At 43.9% G+C, this 17,402-nt stretch carries 14 protein-coding genes and 1 pseudogene; 6 read left to right on the forward strand and 9 right to left on the reverse strand.

Features of this window, described 5'->3' with window-relative positions; all coding sequences use genetic code 11:
- Nucleotides 1–28 precede the first annotated feature (28 nt).
- The 5 genes from lolA to LU351_RS15560 all read left to right on the forward strand — a co-directional run bounded on the left by lolA (nt 29) and on the right by LU351_RS15560 (nt 10,084).
- Nucleotides 29–877, forward strand: a complete 849-nt coding sequence (gene lolA / locus LU351_RS15540; protein WP_232595004.1) for an outer membrane lipoprotein periplasmic chaperone LolA — start codon at nt 29–31, stop codon at nt 875–877.
- Nucleotides 878–966: 89 nt separating this feature from the next.
- A complete protein-coding gene (locus tag LU351_RS15545; RefSeq protein WP_232595005.1) occupies nt 967–2,433 on the forward strand; it encodes a replication-associated recombination protein A in 1,467 nt (488 codons plus the stop codon).
- A 1,113-nt stretch (nt 2,434–3,546) separates the two neighbouring features.
- Nucleotides 3,547–5,493 carry a hypothetical protein gene (locus LU351_RS15550; RefSeq protein WP_232595006.1) on the forward strand — a complete coding sequence of 649 codons (1,947 nt, stop codon included), beginning with the start codon at nt 3,547–3,549 and terminating at the stop codon, nt 5,491–5,493.
- A 420-nt stretch (nt 5,494–5,913) separates the two neighbouring features.
- Nucleotides 5,914–7,938 carry a hypothetical protein gene (locus LU351_RS15555; RefSeq protein WP_232595007.1) on the forward strand — a complete coding sequence of 675 codons (2,025 nt, stop codon included), beginning with the start codon at nt 5,914–5,916 and terminating at the stop codon, nt 7,936–7,938.
- Between the two features lie 169 nt (nt 7,939–8,107).
- Nucleotides 8,108–10,084 carry a hypothetical protein gene (locus tag LU351_RS15560; protein WP_232595008.1) on the forward strand — a complete coding sequence of 659 codons (1,977 nt, stop codon included), beginning with the start codon at nt 8,108–8,110 and terminating at the stop codon, nt 10,082–10,084.
- A gap of 129 nt (nt 10,085–10,213) precedes the next feature.
- Here LU351_RS15560 and LU351_RS15565 read toward each other — a convergent pair whose 3' ends face one another.
- From LU351_RS15565 to LU351_RS15580, 4 genes are read right to left on the reverse strand one after another with little or no spacing between them, the layout of a single operon-like run.
- Nucleotides 10,214–10,774, reverse strand: coding sequence for a hypothetical protein (locus LU351_RS15565; RefSeq protein ID WP_232595009.1), 561 nt, complete (start codon nt 10,772–10,774; stop codon nt 10,214–10,216).
- Nucleotides 10,774–11,577 (reverse strand): beta-ketoacyl synthase chain length factor, encoded by an 804-nt coding sequence (locus LU351_RS15570; protein WP_232595010.1) that lies wholly within the window; start codon nt 11,575–11,577, stop codon nt 10,774–10,776. Before LU351_RS15570 ends, LU351_RS15565 begins: the two co-directional genes overlap by 1 nt.
- Nucleotides 11,574–12,767, reverse strand: coding sequence for a beta-ketoacyl-[acyl-carrier-protein] synthase family protein (locus LU351_RS15575; RefSeq protein ID WP_232595011.1), 1,194 nt, complete (start codon nt 12,765–12,767; stop codon nt 11,574–11,576). The genes LU351_RS15570 and LU351_RS15575 overlap by 4 nt, the downstream gene beginning before the upstream one ends.
- Entirely contained in the window at nt 12,745–13,683 is a 939-nt protein-coding gene (locus LU351_RS15580; protein WP_232595012.1) for an LpxL/LpxP family acyltransferase, read from the reverse strand. Before LU351_RS15580 ends, LU351_RS15575 begins: the two co-directional genes overlap by 23 nt.
- Before the next feature lie 59 nt (nt 13,684–13,742).
- On the opposite strand from LU351_RS15580, the gene LU351_RS21060 reads away from it, so the two are divergent.
- A complete protein-coding gene (locus tag LU351_RS21060; protein WP_416053966.1) occupies nt 13,743–13,859 on the forward strand; it encodes a hypothetical protein in 117 nt (38 codons plus the stop codon).
- Here the strand turns inward: LU351_RS21060 and LU351_RS21065 are convergent.
- From LU351_RS21065 to LU351_RS15605, 5 genes and pseudogenes are all read right to left on the reverse strand, one after another.
- Nucleotides 13,838–14,071, reverse strand: a pseudogene (locus tag LU351_RS21065) (ApeI family dehydratase); the annotation flags it as partial. The gene LU351_RS21060 and the pseudogene LU351_RS21065 sit on opposite strands and share 22 nt — an antisense overlap.
- Nucleotides 14,071–15,492 carry an AMP-binding protein gene (locus tag LU351_RS15590; protein ID WP_232595014.1) on the reverse strand — a complete coding sequence of 474 codons (1,422 nt, stop codon included), beginning with the start codon at nt 15,490–15,492 and terminating at the stop codon, nt 14,071–14,073. The gene LU351_RS15590 and the pseudogene LU351_RS21065, both read right to left, overlap by 1 nt.
- Nucleotides 15,493–15,527: 35 nt before the next feature.
- The gene (locus tag LU351_RS15595; RefSeq protein ID WP_232595015.1) at nt 15,528–16,160 is read right to left on the reverse strand and encodes a COG4648 family protein; all 633 of its coding nucleotides are present in this window, start codon (nt 16,158–16,160) and stop codon (nt 15,528–15,530) included.
- Nucleotides 16,161–16,266: 106 nt separating this feature from the next.
- Nucleotides 16,267–16,542 carry a phosphopantetheine-binding protein gene (locus LU351_RS15600; protein ID WP_232595016.1) on the reverse strand — a complete coding sequence of 92 codons (276 nt, stop codon included), beginning with the start codon at nt 16,540–16,542 and terminating at the stop codon, nt 16,267–16,269.
- A 34-nt stretch (nt 16,543–16,576) separates the two neighbouring features.
- Entirely contained in the window at nt 16,577–17,341 is a 765-nt protein-coding gene (locus LU351_RS15605) for a class I SAM-dependent methyltransferase (protein WP_232595017.1), read from the reverse strand.
- Nucleotides 17,342–17,402: the final 61 nt, after the last annotated feature.

Raw genomic sequence — 17,402 nt, forward strand, 5'->3', positions numbered from 1 at the left:
ATGTAGAAGAGCAATAAGGGTGTTGCCAATGAATATATTTTTTCCAGGTGAGCGTCGCCAAGTCTTGTCTTCAGTGCGAAAGATAGCGGTGGGCGTTACTGGCGTATTGTTGATGTCATCGGCCATCGCCTCATCCGCCATGGGTGGGGGTACAGAGCCCTATGAGACGACAGTTGCTCAAAAGACTGTCACTCAAAAGACCGTTGCTCAAGAGACAACCGATCAAAAAACAGTGGCTCAACAGAAAGAGGCTCAACAGAAAGAGGTTCAACAGCCTGCTAATAAAAAACAGGATATTCACCAAGCCTTTACACGAGAATTGGCGAAACGCTTGAAGTCTTTGCAGTCTGTCACGGGTAAATTTACGCAGCGTTTGCTCTCAAAAGAGGGGGAGCTTTTACAATCTTCTGAAGGCAATTTTGCATTGCAGCAGCCCAGTCAGTTTCGTTGGCATACTCTCGCTCCGTTTGAGCAAGTGTTGATGTCAGATGGCGATACATTATGGTTGTACGACCCTGACCTAGAGCAAGTCACGGTCAAAAAAATCACACCGCAGAATGACCAAACCCCCATGCGTTTAATCAGTGGTGATCAAAAAGCACTGACAGATAACTACCTGGTATCACAATTGATTACCATGGAGAGTTTTCCTGTTAAGCGTCGATATGAATTGGTGCCCACAGGCGCCTCTGAATATTCCGCGATCAGTGTCACCTTTGCTGGCGATCAGCTTATTGAAATGAGTGCTTTGGATGCCTCATCGAATACCACGGAATTTGCGTTTTCGGACATGAATACCGCCGCGAAATTAAACGATGAGGATTTTCATTTCACCATCCCGAAAGGCACTGATGTTTTTCATGAAGATGCCCCATAACTTTTTTATAGGGAATGACTGTGTTGTAGGGAATGATGTTGTTGTAGAGAATGACTTTGTGTCGGGTTGCTGAAAAGTGATTAATTTTCATGACTGATGATTTATTTGGTGATGGCGCCGCTAACAACACTGCATTGAGAGCGGGGTTATCGCAACATCAATCTCAACGTCAACCTCAGGGTGTTGATGCCTTTCAGCACGGTGCCCCTCTGCGTTTTCAACCATTGGCTTCTCGTTTGCGCCCGCTTACCTTGAATGAATATTGTGGGCAGCGTCATTTATTAGCAGAAGGGAAGCCATTGCGAGAAGCCATAGAGCGCGATGCATTGCACTCCATGATTTTCTGGGGGCCGCCGGGTGTGGGTAAAACCTCGTTAGCAAAAACCATTGCCGAATTGACTCACGCTCATTTTCAAACGCTGTCGGCGGTATTGGCGGGTGTTAAAGAAATTCGAGCGGCAGTAGCAGAGGCACAGCAAGTGAGCTGGCAGCAAAACAGAAAAACGGTTTTGTTTGTGGATGAGGTGCATCGCTTCAATAAATCTCAACAAGACGCCTTTTTGCCTTTTGTTGAAGATGGCACGATTATTTTTATTGGTGCCACTACAGAAAATCCTTCTTTTGAATTAAATAATGCATTGCTGTCCCGTTGTCGGGTTTATGTTTTAAAAGCCTTGGATGAGGCTGATTTGCAAGTGTTGTTACAGCGAGCATTAAGTGTGCCTGAGCGAGGTTATGGCGAAGAGAACATTCACATAACGGAAGAAGTACGGCAATTATTAATTAAAGGTGCCGATGGCGATGGTCGTAAATTGCTTAATCTATTGGAACTTTGTGTCGACCTTGCAGAGGAGAGCGATTTAAAAGGGAGTGATACACAGGAGGGCGCTGATGGTGCAAGAATCATTACAGAAGCAGTGGTTCGCGAAGTGATGGTGGCGGATGTGCGTCGTTTTGATAAAGGTGGCGATCAATTTTACGATCAAATATCCGCTTTGCATAAATCAGTACGTGGTAGTCACCCTGATGCGGCACTTTACTGGTGTATGCGCATGATGGATGGCGGATGTGATCCTTTTTATGTTGCACGCCGAGTGGTGCGTATGGCAGTGGAAGACATTGGTAATGCAGACCCAAGAGCATTGCAATTGGCCATTAATGCCTGGGAAACTCACGAACGATTGGGCAGCCCGGAGGGTGAGTTGGCCATTGCGCAAGCGGTCGTGTATTTGGCCTCTGCCCCGAAAAGTAATGCAGTCTACTCTGCCTTTAAGCAAGTGAGAAAAGATGTCTCAGAGTTGCCCAGTTTTGACGTGCCGTTACATCTTAGAAATGCCCCCACTCAATTAATGAAATCGTTAGATTACGGAGCAGAATATCGCTACGCTCACGATGAGCCAGAGGCTTACGCAGCGGGTGAAAATTATTTTCCAGAAGCATTAAAAGACCGACAGTATTATTTTCCAACAAGCCGAGGATTGGAGGCAAAAATCTCGGAAAAATTGAAGTATTTAAAATCGTTGGACGAGAATAGCCCCAATAAACGGTATGATTAATTCTTTATGTTTATTATTTTGTCTGGATTTTTAAAATTTATACTCCTTTCTTTGCAGTCCTTCTTTTAGTGTTGTTCAATATTTTATCTTTGTTCGATTTTTAGTGTTATTCGAATTTGGGCTTCTAGTTTGAAGCTTAAAGCGATTGGTGTAGAAATAAGCGCCCTCTGATTTTTTACGTGCCAATATGAATTCGAATTTTTATACATTTATCTATTTTGAAGACGGTTTTTAATTCCTTATTTTGAGTGATAATACCATTCGGTTTGATGTGAAAAGTTTTGATGTGAAAAATTTAGTCGCAATGCCGAAGGCATTTCTGGTGCAATTTATAACACAGATACATCGGTTGTTGAGGTAAATAATAATCAAATCCTTGGTGCGATAAAATCATCGGGCGATGTCCCTTTGGGTAATGTTGCAGGTAATATACCTGAGCTTGAGTCATGAATGTAATTTCTAAAAATATGTCGCAAATCATCAAGACTCACCTTCAGATCTCATTCTAACATTATGAATCTGTAGTTATTAAGGAGCTGGACTGCAGGTTATTCCGCTATTTAAAACCCGGAAGGCCCTGGCTCATTATGTGGTGCGGGAGTATTGTATCAAAATCAGGATGAATGATTAGGGTGAAGAGGTGTGGGATTTTGGAACCTCGGATTAATTTCTAGGATTAATAATAGAAGAGATAATTTATCGTTATAATAAAGGCGCAAGAGTATTGGAGAAAGAGTTGATGTAGGTTCCTCAGGAAATTGCTTACCTATGTGAAACTTTTTTTAATTTAAAGAAGTCGACTGCCATTGCTTTGTAGTGGTATGTCGGCTTTTTTTGTTGAAGTTCTTTTTTATTGCTGTGTGTTTTTTTTGGCACCTATAAAATATTATTCTGGTAATTTTATGATAAGGTAATTTTGTATTTTGTGATTATCTTCTGGTTTTAGCGTTATATTTTTTGTATTTGGTCTGCTTCAAGCTTGAGTGTATGCAGTATGAGGCTTGTGGTGTTTGAGATATTCCCTCCTATTATGCAAAGGTATTTGCCATGATTTCCAATATAAAAAGATTTTCATTTCCTTATTTTGTCGTTTTTTTAGTTCTTACTTTCCTTATGGCTAGTGTGGTTTCAGCTGCATCGGTGGCGGGTCAGAATGATGTCATTGTAGACAGTGATCATGACGGCCTTATCGAAATACAAAGCCTTGAACATCTGGACTGGATTAGAAACAACATGCTGGGAACGGCATTGGTGGATTTTTCAGGAAACCGATATGAAAAAGGTTGCCCGCTTTCCGGTTGCTATGGTTATGAATTAGTGTCGGATTTATCGTTTGATACTAATGGTGATGGTGTGATTTCTTCCGCTGATCAATATTATGATTACGACGGGGATGGCTCAAATAATGGTTGGTTGCCTATTGGTACGAAAGAAAATGGATTTCGAGCTAGCTTTGAAGGTAATGGCCACCGTATTTCTGGTGTCTATATTCATCGTTTACAAGATGATATAGAAACACAAGGCGAAAATATTGGTTTGTTCGGTGTGGTGACGATACCCGATGACAGTAATGAAATATTGATAGAGGGGGCCAGAACTCAGTCTATTCAAAATATTGAGGTTTACACTGATGGTCAGGGTGTAAAAGGTCATCGGAATGTTGGCACATTGATTGGTGAAATAGACTTTAAAGGTTTCTTAGATTGGCGTTCTGTCCATATTCACTTAGATCAAGTACATATAATAGCTGCCGTAACGGGAGAGGAAAATACGGGAGGTGTTGTTGGGTCGATAGTGATAAATACGTATGAATTTACTCCAAAAGTATTCACCTACTCCAATAGTAATATGGATGTATCGGTAATAGGGAAAACCGGTAATGTGGGTGGCATTATCGGTAAGGTTCGCGACGATAGCGCCTTAAGTATATCGATCAATAATAATAAGGTTGCTGCCGCAGTGAATAACCTGAGTGTGGGAGCATCCGGAGGCTTTATTGGCTTGTTGGGCGATTTTGAGGGTGAGGATGGTACTGTTGATATTGAGAAAAATCAGCTTGAGGTCAATGTGAGAAGCATGGGGGTTGCAGGAGGAATTGTTGGTGAAATGGGGGGTACTAGTACCTATTTGATACTTAATGATAATGTGGTTTCGGGAGTGGTCACAGGGCGCAAACACTCTGGTGGGTTACTTGGGTCGGATAATGTAAGTGAGGGCTTGGTTGCTGTTCGTGGTAATCGCGTATTTGCGGATACTTTTGCAAGAAAAGACTGTGCAGGTGGTATTTTTGGTAAACATATAGTACAGGGTTTTGGGGGGTTACATTCTGATATTAGGGAAAATATTATCTATGGTTCGGTTTTTGGTGGGGCAGCAACAGGAGGCATGGCTGGTTGCTTTAACATTTTTGATGAATATACAACAGAGTCTGTTATCGAGAAAAATATTTCGGTAGGCAATGTGATCGGAAAGGGCGATGCGGGAGGGCTTATCGGCTCTTTTGGTTCCTTTGGTTCCTCTGCATTCGATTTGGCGAACACGTATACCTTCATTAGGAACAATTTGGTTGCAGGCAAAATCCGTGGTGCGGAAAATGTCGGGGGGGTTGTGGGGCAGTTTTTTAACAAGAATATTTTACCTTTCGGGTATTTTTCGAATAATTTGTCTTTGGGCGTGGTGAAGCATCAGGGTGTTTCAGGTAGCAATGAGGTTGGTGGCTTTTTGGGATTGATAACTTGGCGAGACGAGTATTTGGATTATGATCCTGCAGGTTTCTTTTCTGGTAATTATCATTTTAATCAACGAGAGGGATTGCCGAGTATTGGGGTTGTTGATGGTTCTTTTCCCATTACAGAAGAGTCTATTTTGGGGGCTCGATATGTGGAGTTGAAATACCCTCAGTCTCCTAATTCAATGTCTCATGCTGGTTTGCTGTATGAAGATTGGGATGAAGATATATGGAGTTTTGGAAGTTCAGATCAATTTCCAGGGTTGATTATAGAGGGTGTGATTTATCGCTACAATAAAAGCACAAATGTATTGGAAGAAGAGGCGATGTAGATTTTAAAAAATAACTTCACATGAAGAAGGGTTGTTGAATGGGTTGGCGTGTTCTTACGTTTCGTAGTGGACATGCCGACTTTTTTGCTCTATTCAAATTCTGATTTGTTATTTGAGTCGTGAGAGTATTGTCATTTAGAAAAACATTTTATTTTGTTTGTTGTGTTATTATCGCCTACCGGCACAACACGTCTTCCTGTGCAATACAGGTTGTTGAGCTCGAATAGTATTGTCCCTTTGTTATTTCTTTGAGTTGGGCTGCTGAAAGAAGGGGATGGCAACTGAAGTCATCGTTGTCTTTAGGATGTTCTTTTGTATGAAATAAGGAAGTGAGCCATGTTTCTCTGTGTGAAAAATACTGCCCGCCCTCTCTTTTCTGTTTTTTTTCTTTCCGTATTTTTGTCTCCTTTTGGTTGTTTTATGAGTGCTGCGCACAGTGAGATTGTTGTTGATAACACTGTTGTTGATAACATTGTTGTTGATAAAATTGTCGTTGATAACATTATTGTAGATAGCGATGGTGACGGCTTGATCGATATTACTACCTTGGAGCAGTTAGATTGGATGAGAAATAATGTTTTCGGAACCGCATTGGTGGACTTTTCTGGAAATCGTTATGAAGAAGGTTGCCCAGGCACAGGGTGTTTTGGGTATGAATTAATGGCTGATCTATCGTTTGACACCAATGATGATGGTGTGATTTCTCCAGAAGATGAATATTACGACTATGACGGTGATGGTTCCAACAGTGGCTGGTTGCCTATTGGTACATTAGAGAATGGGTTTCAAGCTCATTTTGAAGGCAATGGTCATCGCATTTCAGGTTTGTATATTCACCGTCAAAACGATGATGTAGAGACGCAAGGGAAAAATATTGGTTTATTTGGTGTGGTAACGACGAAAGCCAATTCTGACAGTGGATTACCGGGCGCCAGTATAAACCGGTTTGTTCGGAACCTTTCCGTGAGTACAGCTAAAAAGGGCGTGAGTGGTGTAAGCAATGTGGGTGTGTTAATTGGAAAAGTGAATTTTGAAGGCAGTGACGATTCAACGACGGCTCTGGTTGACTTAGAGAACATAAATATTATCGGGTTTGTGAATGGTGAAGTGGATGTTGGCGGCATTATTGGTGAGGTGCTTATTGAGCCATGGTATGTCGCAAATAATTTTTTATTCATTACAGAAAGTCAGATTTCGATTGCCTTAAACAGTACGATAGGTAATGCGGCGGGTATGATTGGATTGCTTCGCAATGATCATCGTTTGACCGCGTTGATTAAAAATAATGATATTGAGGCTGAAGTAGCTGCTTTGGGGAATGGGTCTGCAGGTGGTGTGATTGGTTATTTTGATGATTATCAATCGGCGGGTGGAAAAATAGAAATTATTGACAATACCCTCTATGGGCATTTGGATTCGAAGCGAATTGCAGGTGGAGTGATTGGGGAGGGCGTGGGTTTTGCGGCGAATCTTGAGTTGGGCAGAAATATCGTTATGGGTTCTGTAACCGCATTGAGTAGCGCAGGAGGGCTCATTGGATGGAGTTACTTACTAGAGGGTAGGTTCGATGCTTATCAAAATCGAGTATTCAGTGATATATACGCCCAACTAGGTTGTTCTGGGGGGATAGTGGGGGATCATATTGCTTTAGGAGCAGACGTACACACGCATTGGAAAGAAAACATAAGTTATGGAACCGTCTCTGGTGGTTCTTCCACCGGTGGCCTTGTCGGGTGTTACAAGGCATATCATACAGAGCCTGTTGCTTCTTCGATTATGGAGAGGAATATCGTTGTAGGAAATGTCAGGGGCGAGCATCGCGTGGGTGGATTTATGGGGAGTTTTTTGGAGGGGGATTATTCTGAAGAAGGTTCCTATGAGGATACTTTTTTGCGGGTTCGTATTCATAATAATATGGTGGCAGGGAGGGTTTTTGAGAAAAAAGTCATTCATGATTTTATTATTGGAAAACAAGCTGTTGGTGGATTTGTTGGGAGTTTTGTCATCCGAGAATCGTCTATAAAAGACGTTTTTGTTAATAATTTATCGTTAATGGCTGTGAGGATTAAAGCGAGTGAACGCGCCGGTGGATTCTTTGGGCTATTGCAGTGGCGTGATGATGTGAGTACACCAGAAGTTTTTCTCTCTGGCAATTATCATTTCAATCAAAGAGGGTTCTTGCCCAGTGTTGGAGAGCTTAATGCCCCCGGCTTAGGTACTGTCACAGAGGCTATCACAGAGCAGTCTGTATTTGGTGCAAGATATGTAGATTTAAAATACCCAGAAGGCCCAAATGCTTGGTGTGATGCTGGTGTGTTGTATGAAAGCTGGGATGAAAAGGTATGGAGTTTTGGGCGCTCGGATCAATTCCCAGGTTTGATTATTGATGGAGTTGTTTATCGCTACAATAAAAAAATAAAAACATTGGAAGAGGAGATGATGTAGGTTTAGATCCCTCATTTCATTTTTTAAACGTAATTTTGATAATGGCGTTTTTAGGTTCGAATTTATTGTCTCTTTGTTATTGCTTTCAGTCTGGCTGATTAGAGTGTGGTGTAGCAATAGCGACAGTGATATTTGAAATGGTCTTTCGCTTTAAATAAGGAAATTAATCATGTTTATAAGTGTAAAAAAGCGCACGCTTTCTTTTCTTAAGTTTATTTTTGTTGTGGCTTCTTTTGTTTTTTTGAGTGGTTTGGTTTATGCATCGCACAGTAATCTCACCGTAGACAGTGATGGTGATGGCTTAATCGAGATCGCCACCTTAGAGCAATTGGATTGGATGAGAAATGACATGTTGGGCACGGCGTTGGTGGATTTTTCAGGGAATCGCTATCAGCAGGGGTGCCCGAGCTCCGGGTGTTTTGGGTACGAATTGGTGGCCGACTTATCCTTTGATACGAATAACGATGGCATTATTTCATCAGAGGATGATTATTACGATTATGATGGAGATGGCTCCAACAATGGGTGGTTACCTATTGGTACGCAAGACAATGGATTTCAAGCCAGTTTTGAGGGGAATGGTCACCGTATATCTGGCTTATACATTCATCGAAAAAGTGATGATGTAGAAACGCAAGGAAAAAATATTGGTTTATTGGGTGTGGTCACCACCATCGGTGAGTCTGGTGAGATAGTGATGGGAGGAGATATTCATCGGTTTATTCGCAACCTCTCTGTTAGCACGGATGATAAAGGCGTGAGTGGTGAAACTAATGTGGGTGCGTTAATTGGTAAAGTGGATTTAAAAGGCAGTTTTTATTTAAATCGTGTTGCCATTCAATTGGATGAGCTGGACTTGATGACGGTTGTCAATGGGGGGCTGAATACCGGAGGGGTTATTGGTGAAATAACTATCGATCCTTGGTATGTGGCTCGAAATTATGTGTCTATTACACGCAGCCGAATAAACGTTTCGGTAACCAGTGAATTGGACAATGCGGCGGGTATTATTGGTTCCATTCGCAATGACCATGCTTTGCTGGTACAGATTAACAATAACGATATTGATGTGACTGCCTCAGGTGGCGGTATAGTGGGCGGAATGATCGGTTATTTTTATGATTTTAATTCGGAAGGTGGTCGAGTTGAAATTAGAGATAATATTGTGAATGTCGATTTAGAAGCGGGCTTCAGTGCAGGTGGGATTGTTGGAGAGGGGCTCGGTTTTGCCGCGTCTTTGAAACTGAATAACAATCAGGTGATGGGCTCTGTTTTGGCTCGTGGTGGCTCTTCTGGTGGCTTAGTCGGTTGGAGCTTTATGGTGGAAGGTTTTTTCTCAGCCGTTAATAATCGAATTTTCACGGATGTACACTCGCGAGGAAGCTGTTCAGGAGGAATCATTGGAGGGCACTTTGCTGAGGGGGCGTATCTGCATACACAATGGCAAGAGAACATTAGTTACGGATCAATCTCCGGTCATTCGGCAACAGGAGGCATTGCCGGTTGTTATAATGCGGTGGGTATTGAGCCGGTTCCTGCCGTTATCGAAAAAAACATTGCTATAGGAGATGTTAGGGGAGGGAAAACGGGTGTGGGCGGCCTTATCGGTCGGTTTTTTGTAGAGAATATTTTGCACACCCGTATTCAAAATAATATGGTGGCAGGTAAAGTCATCGGTGAGGAATACATCGGCGGATTTATTGGGCGTTTTATTAGTGAAAGTTTTATAACGAATGATGCTCTCCTGAATAACTTATCGTTGACCGCAGTGCGGACGAATACCGCCACATTGGGTAAAAAAGTGGGCGGGTTTTTTGGCTCGTTAATGTGGCGTGATGACTTAAGCCCGCCGGAGGCATTTTTTTCTGGTAATTATCATTTCAACCAAAGGGGCGTATTTCCAGGTATTGGTGAAATGGATGGCCCGGCTGCCATTACTGAGCAGTCTGTTTTTGGTGCACGGTATGTTGACTTGAAATACCCTCAAAGCCCAAATGCGGTGTGTAATGTGGGTGTGTTGTATGAAGATTGGGATGAGACCATATGGGATTTTGGTAATTCGGATCAATTCCCCGGCTTAATTCTGGGCGACACGGTTTATCGCTATAACAAAAGTACAAAGGTATTAGAGGAAGAGCCACTTTAGGCTATTGAGCGGTCACTTTTGTGCGCAAAAGTGACTTAAAGCCGATGTATTCGCAATTAGGTGTGGTGGATAGATCGGCTGGCTGCTCGCGTTTAGAGTATGAGCTGTGTAAAAAATGAAGGTGGTCAATTACTGTGGTGGAATTACCAATACCAGGCGACCAGTTAAGAGAAGTGTTTTATTCTCTATTGGTATTGTGTTTTCCATTAAATCGGGTGCGCTATTTTCCGTGTTTGGGGCATCCTTTTCATCCGTTTTTTTCTGGGCGAGGCCATAGTGAATGGTGCAATCATAAATTGCACCCGTTGCATTACAAAGCTCGGTGTTTACAGCAATTTCTAAAACCCCGTTGGGTTCATTGGGTACTTCATCGTAATGCCATTCCACATTTTTTATTGCGCCAATGTAAGCCGGGCGAGTTAATCCAAGGTTGGAATTAATAAGCCCCGCATGAACAGCAGCAGCTTGCGCGGCATATTCCATTAATATAGAGGTCTTTAGGGTATTGCCGTCGGTTAATAAAGGGTTATCTGATCGTAAATGACTGGTTGTGCAACAGACGATACGGTGGTGATCCCATTGCAAAATACGATCAATTAAACTCATCTCATTCCCGTGCGGCAACAATGCCGCAATGGCTTCTCGGGTTAAAGGTGATTGTGAATGAGGTTGATTATCGCTTGAGGTCATCACAGTTTCTCGCAGTGAAGGGCCAGTGTTTGTTCGCCCATCATGGCAAGTTTGATTATTTGGTGGCTCCCTTGCTGCAGGGTGGCTAACGATTCCAATAATGGCAGGCTCCGTGCTGCTGGATTCTGTGATCTTAACAGTTCGACCTCTGGGTGTTTGCAAGGGGTAGGGTCATTTTTTTCGGGCGAAAGAGAAAGTTCCACCTTGGCAATCGTGTTGTCGCATTGCGTAGGTGAGAATAAGAGCGCGGTGGCAAAAGGCAGAGTGATTGGCCGTTTAAAAATAATGGGCTCCGGCGGTTGTGTATCGTATACAACCAGGAGGGTATCGCTGTTTTCTGAACAGGTAATGGCGGCGGCTTCGAGTAAGCCTGCTGCAAAACTGAAATCATGAGACGAAATACTGGTGGAGGGTGCCGGTGAGTGTGTGGCGATGCCCCAATATCCGGCTGCAGAATTGTGCACCGAATTATGAAATTGTGTAGGCGATACCATGCGTTCTGGTTTGCATAACGCTCGACATATTTGGTCAATAATTTGGTAGTCGCCGCCGGAAGAGGCAAAGACAGTCTGAGTTTGACCAAGGTTGTTGTCAGTGTGGTCTGCGATTGCTTCGCAGACTTGAAAAGCCAATCGAACGAGGGACGTGGCCCGCCGTCTTTCATTAGGAGGGAGCAATTGCGGTTTGTATTTTTCGAGCGGCGCAGGCTCAAAGGGTGTGTTGCTATTAAAGACGTTTTTAGCCACTTCCCAGTTGTGTAATCCAGGTGTGGCGACAGCAACTTGATTAATAAACACGTTCATCGATTGACAGCCCCCAACACTAAACTGCAATTACTTCCCCCAAACCCAAACGAATTCGACAGTGTGTATTGCACACGAGTATCACGACTTAGTGTGTTGATGTTCGCCATAATGTCCGGGTCGATGTTATCGGTGTTTAAGCTGGCGGGAATCCATTGATTTTCCAAGGTGAATAGGCTGAATAAGGCTTCGATTATACCGGCAGCGCCCAATGTGTGGCCCGTCCAGCCTTTGGTAGAACTGCAAGGGGTTTGGCTGCCAAAGACAGAGACGATGGCTTTAGATTCGGATAAATCGTTGGCGGGTGTTCCGGTGCCATGCAAATTAATGTAGTCGATGTCGGCTGCGGATAACTGCGCTTTATTTAACGCCTTTTGCATTGCTAGTGCTGCGCCTTTTCCTTCTGGGTGTGGAGTCGACATGTGGTAGGCATCGCTGCTTTCTCCATACCCTAACACTCCAAAACCGTCGTCATCTTCGGTGGCGGGTTCAATAAATGCAAAACCGGCGGCTTCGCCAATATTAATGCCAAGTCGATTAAGATTAGAGGGTTTGCAAATGTCCGGTGATACCACTTGCAGTGCGTTAAATCCGTAGAGTGTGGTGAGGCATAAGGTATCCACTCCACCCACGATGGCGGCATCGCACAAACCACTGGCGATGGCTCGTTCTGCGCTGGCAAAGACTTTAGCGGATGACGAGCAAGCCGTTGATATGGCGGTGGAATACCCATTCAACGCAAAGTATTGCCGAATAAATTCCGCGCAAGAATAAATATTGTGTGACCCGGAGTAGTTGTACCACTCGGGTAATGAGACTCCGTTATTTTCGTTTTCTAAGTAGGCCTTTTCGGTGTCATGAATACCGGAAGTACTGGTGCCGATAAATACGCCGATACGATGTGATCCGTATTGGCTGATTTTTTCTTGAACACGATGAGCGAAGTGATCTTGCGATAAAGTCAGGGCGGAGAGTTGGTTATTTCGGCACGTAAATGCCCTTAAATGTGTAGGCAGCTCTGTTGATTCTACCTCGTTTACCTCACCCACCCAGGTGTTGAGGTCTTTAATATCGTAGAAGTGGCAGGGCGATAGCCCGGTTTTTCCTTGTTGAAGGGCGTTTATGTTTTCCTGTTTTCCCCGGCCTAAAGCCGTAGTCAACGTATAGTCAGTGATTTTGAGAGGAGTCATTGGACCAAAAATCGTAAAAGTTAAACCAGTTATAAGGTGCCAGCTTAACATAATGTTCTAGCTGGTTTGCGTAGTGTTGTATGAGCTCAGTCAGTTTGCTTGCTCGTTCTTTTCTTGGAACAGGGCTGCCGTCCCACAATGTTTGAAAATGCAATTGATAGCGGTTTTTGCCTAAAAATAAACCCGTGCACATAATGACTGGCGTTTTGAGCATCAGGGCAAGTTGCCATGGCCCTTGCGGCAGCATGGTTTGTGCCCCCAAGAAATGGCAAGGTAGTGTTTTATCACCGCTGGCGGCGCGGTCGGCCATAATGCCAATAAGTTGACCTTTTTGTAGACGCTCGTTAATGGTTAACGCCAGCTCTGGCGCTGGCAGTCGTGCATCAATAATCTGCTCAGCCATGGCAGGGTTCAGCGTATTAATGAGTTCCATTGCCGTTTGGTTGTGTTGTTTATCCAGAAGAATGGACAATGGAAAGCGTTGTTGGGATTCGCCACAGGCGCGTAAAGCATCAAAGCTGCCTATGTGGGCGATAAACAATAATCCACCTTGCTGTGATTCAATGTGTTGGCGAATGATGTCTTCACCGATAACCTCAACATGAAATTGTTTGAGCCGGCCAGAGAGAAAATACAGTCGATCCACAGAGACTTGCGCAAAGGCGTAAAAATGTTGCCAGATGTCTTTCCAGTGGATAGGGCGCGGTAATATCTTTTGCAAAAACTGTTTAGAGTGTTGCTTGGCTTCGCCCCCAAACCACAAAAAATAGGTGGCGGTGCCTGCGAGAATAACCTTGGTAAAGGAACGCCCAAATAACAGGGCAATTTTTACCAATAATTTGAGCATAAAGGGGTTGCTGCGTTCTGCTTGTTGTTCCCACTGTTGCTCTCGGTTGGGAGGGGCGGGGTTAGCCACGCAAACACTCCTTGATTCGTAAATTGCCTTTCAGTGCAGATATTGTGTTAAGTGGTACCGTGTTGAGTGGTGCCGTATTGAGTGGTGCCGTATTGAGTGGTGCCGTATTGAGTGTAGGGGCTTCATTGCGTGAGAGGGAAATTGCGATGAGTTGTTTTTCCCACTTGATGGTGTAGCTCAGCTCCCATTTGTCGTTAGGTCGAACTGGCATCAAAAATTTTACAGTTTGAATGCCGTTAATAATGTGCCTTTCGAGCAGGGGGGTAAGTTGTGCTTTAATCCATTCAATAAGCAGAGCACCGGGCACTAAAGGGTCGCCGGGAAAATGCGATGCAAAGCAGGGGTGCGCTGGGGGAATGGGCAGTGTAAGTGAGCCGCTGGTTTCCATTATTTTTCCTTAGTGATTAATGCCTCAATGGCGTGTTTAAGCGGTTTTCCTGTGGCGTTTCGAGGTATCTTATCGACTTTTTTTATCGGGCGTGGCAAAAATACCGAATCGATTTTCTTTGCTAGGCGCTGACGAATTTCTGCTTCCGAAAGTTCGCTAACAATCAGTGCACTGGGACGCCCGATACCGGTTTTTTGGTGGTCTGGCAGGAAGGCAAAGCCGTCTGAAATACCCGGAATTTCCAATAATTTCACATTTAAATCTGCCAATGATAGGCGCTTGCCCCCAACGTTTAAAATGTCACCACATCGGCCGACAAAACGAAAGTGTTGAGGGGTAATAATCTCGATTTGATCAGTAAGGGGGATGGGCTTGGGTATGTAGGGGGCATCCACCTGTGCATGATCGTTATGATGAGAAATGGTGAGCTGATCTAACATTTGCCACTGATCGGTACTGACGGTGTGTCGTGTGGCAATACTGCCTGCTTCGGTGCACCCAAAAATCTCATGAATCTCAGTGGAGAGGTGGGCTTCGATCTCATTAGAGAGTGAAGTTGACAGTGGCGCGGTTGCTGAGACGACTTTTTTTACCCCAATGTGCTTGGCCGTAATAGACAGCAGTGAGCGTAAATGAATTGGAGTAGATACTAAAACAGCCTCTCGTAGTTTTAATGATTGTTCTAGTGGTTGATTTGATGGTTGATTTGATGTTCGTCCTTCTCTCTTAGAGTTCACGTCCTTAGAGTTAACGTCGTGTAACAGTTGCACGATATCTTGCGGAAAAAAAGGGTGCTCGGCGCGGAGTCGACACCTGCCTTGTAATGCTTGCAAAATCGTCATTTCCAAACCGTACATATGCTGTGAGGGCACTGTGGCTACCAGAGTGGTTTGGGGAGTGAATTGAAAACGATGACTTAACCGGCGTGCAGTACCGGCCAGTTTTTGCCAATGCTTAGCATTGGCGGTGGGTTTTCCTGTGCTGCCAGAGGTAAATGCAATGACTGCAAGGTGGTCACTGGGGATTTTGGGTTGTTCGATAAAGCCTGAATGTTGCTCAAGTTGATCTGTAGCCCAAGCATTCACCGTGACGAGTTTGTGTTTTATCGACAGTGCATCGAACCCTTCATCACAAAGAAGAAGGCTGTCTGGATAGTCTCCTGCCATTTCTTCTATGGTCGAGGCATTGGAGTTGGGCGGGAGCAAACTGGTTTTGCCAGCGATCAGTGTTGCCATAAACCCCAACAAAAAATTACCTCGGTTTTTGCACACATTCACAGCATAACTGTTGTGAGGTAATTGTTGTGCAAGTGCGTATGCTTTTTCGAGCAAGTTTTTTTGCGTTAATACATTACTGCCTTGCTGCAAAATGATTTGCTCAGGTGTGTAATCGAAAATCAGTGGAATAGTGTCGTCAGACATGGTTCGTTGTTTTTTAAATGAATTTCGTTGCTTAGTTATCTATTGCTATTTGAGCCGGATTTGTGGAGTTTGGCTTTTCTTGGGTTGTAGCGAACAATAATCTTTAAATATTCAGAAAACGTTGGGTGGTTATGATCTTTAAAGCGATACTTGCGATAATAGAATTCACCCACAAAGACCCCACTGACTATAAGATAGTTCACAATGTTGGTCATCACAGACAAGGTGTTAGGTGATGCAAACAGCATGAATGCGCCTGTTGATATGGCCATGGAGCCCAATACAACAACCCAAAGTTGTGTCACTCTGCGCGTGTAACGGCGCATGGATTCGGTCAGTGGCCCTCGTGCAGATTCTCCAACGGCGGTCACTAAGGGAACTTGACGGGGAAGTAAGGTTTGCCCAAATACAATGAATAACGAGATGGGAATGACCATCGCTGGTATTGAAAGAATGTAATGGAGAATGCCTGCCTTAAAGCAAACAAAACCAATGCATAACAAGGCGATGTAAATTACGATGGCCACAGGGCGCTTTTGCTGAATCAGTGGTAAAAATATTCCGCTGATCAGCAAAAAAAATGCGACAAAGCCCAAAATGGGATAGGCAAGCGTGATCGAGAGGTGTGATAAAATCGGGTAACCAGCAATTAATAAAATGGAAGGCATTACTGGCTCTCTTTTTATCGCGGTATTTGTATTACAAGGCGCGTTATAACATATACCTTTGAAATATAGGTCGTTGAAATTGCGCTGTTAACTCACTTTTTCTCATTTATCGATGAGCGTTGATATACTCCGTTAACGATGAAAGGCTGTTAAAAATGGCATGATTATTTTCATCGTCCGCTTTTAATTGAATGTTGTAATTCTGAGCAATGGCGAGAGCGATTTCCAAAGCATCGATAGAGTCCAACCCAAGTCCGTTGGGGTCTTGAGAGCCGAATAAGGCGGCTTTGGGCTCAATTTCTTCTGGTTCAATGTCTTCGAGATCCAATACATCAACAATAATGTTGGCGAGTTCAAGTTCGGTAATAGCGCCTTGAGTCATAAGTGTTTGCCTGTCTGCAAATTGCGATAAAAAATTACTTTATACCAGTGTATTCACTAAAGATGCCCATTACGGCATGTCGCTTTGATGCTTTCCAGCCCGTGGCTTGGAGTGCTTCGACGATGGTGTTGGGTGGCACACAGTGTTCTATGGTATCCCAGTAATAACGCATCAGTTCTTGTGCATCCGCGCTGCGTCGAAAAATACGGGTGGCCAGTGGTACAATACCTTTCATATACGCTTTTAATAAGCGAGTTTGGATGGCGGAGTCTGGACGCGAAATTTCAAGTAATAACACTTTTCCACCGGGTTTAAGTACACGTCGGTACTCATTAAAGGTTTTGTTGAGATCGGCCACATGGCGCAGTGCAAATCCCATGGTTAACATATCAAAGGTGTCATCTGGAAAGGGCAATGCTTCACCAAGCCCCATCGTGGCGACGTTGACACCATTGGTTTTGGCCTGGGTGAGCATTCCTTTACTGGGATCAAGGGCAATTACACTGCCATTTTGGCCGACAATCTCTTGGGAAAGGAGGGAGACTTCACCGGTTCCTGCCCCGACATCGAGAATATTCATGCCGGATTTTAATCCATTTCGCAATAATGCTTGTTTGCGATACCAGCCGCCCGAGCCAAAACTCATGACGTTGCAAATCCAGTCATAATGCTCTGCGGAGGAGTCGAACATGTCATCGACTCGCTTTCTTCGACTCTGTTCGTCTTCGTAGTAGTCAGAAAGCACAGGGTGTGGTGCGATGCGATCGTTTTCAGACGACGACTTCAATGATTCCTTCATGAATTTGACCCGGTTAAAAAACGCCGAATGTTAAAGCAAGGACGGTGTTTGGCGCAAGAAA

The organism is Marinibactrum halimedae, assembly GCF_021234875.1.
Taxonomy (GTDB): domain Bacteria; phylum Pseudomonadota; class Gammaproteobacteria; order Pseudomonadales; family Cellvibrionaceae; genus Marinibactrum; species Marinibactrum halimedae.

Excerpts from the sequence above, each read along its gene's own strand:
- LU351_RS15570 (WP_232595010.1), bottom strand. The coding sequence starts at position 11,577 with ATGAACGTGTTTATTAATCAAGTTGCTGTCGCCACACCTGGATTACAC.
- LU351_RS15590 (WP_232595014.1), bottom strand. The coding sequence starts at position 15,492 with ATGTCTGACGACACTATTCCACTGATTTTCGATTACACACCTGAGCAA.
- LU351_RS15600 (WP_232595016.1), bottom strand. The coding sequence starts at position 16,542 with ATGACTCAAGGCGCTATTACCGAACTTGAACTCGCCAACATTATTGTT.
- LU351_RS15605 (WP_232595017.1), bottom strand. The coding sequence starts at position 17,341 with ATGAAGGAATCATTGAAGTCGTCGTCTGAAAACGATCGCATCGCACCA.
- LU351_RS15560 (WP_232595008.1), top strand. The coding sequence starts at position 8,108 with ATGTTTATAAGTGTAAAAAAGCGCACGCTTTCTTTTCTTAAGTTTATT.
- lolA (WP_232595004.1), top strand. The coding sequence starts at position 29 with ATGAATATATTTTTTCCAGGTGAGCGTCGCCAAGTCTTGTCTTCAGTG.
- LU351_RS15565 (WP_232595009.1), bottom strand. The coding sequence starts at position 10,774 with ATGACCTCAAGCGATAATCAACCTCATTCACAATCACCTTTAACCCGA.
- LU351_RS15550 (WP_232595006.1), top strand. The coding sequence starts at position 3,547 with ATGGCTAGTGTGGTTTCAGCTGCATCGGTGGCGGGTCAGAATGATGTC.
- LU351_RS15575 (WP_232595011.1), bottom strand. The coding sequence starts at position 12,767 with ATGACTCCTCTCAAAATCACTGACTATACGTTGACTACGGCTTTAGGC.
- LU351_RS15545 (WP_232595005.1), top strand. The coding sequence starts at position 967 with ATGACTGATGATTTATTTGGTGATGGCGCCGCTAACAACACTGCATTG.
- LU351_RS15595 (WP_232595015.1), bottom strand. The coding sequence starts at position 16,160 with ATGCCTTCCATTTTATTAATTGCTGGTTACCCGATTTTATCACACCTC.
- LU351_RS15555 (WP_232595007.1), top strand. The coding sequence starts at position 5,914 with ATGAGTGCTGCGCACAGTGAGATTGTTGTTGATAACACTGTTGTTGAT.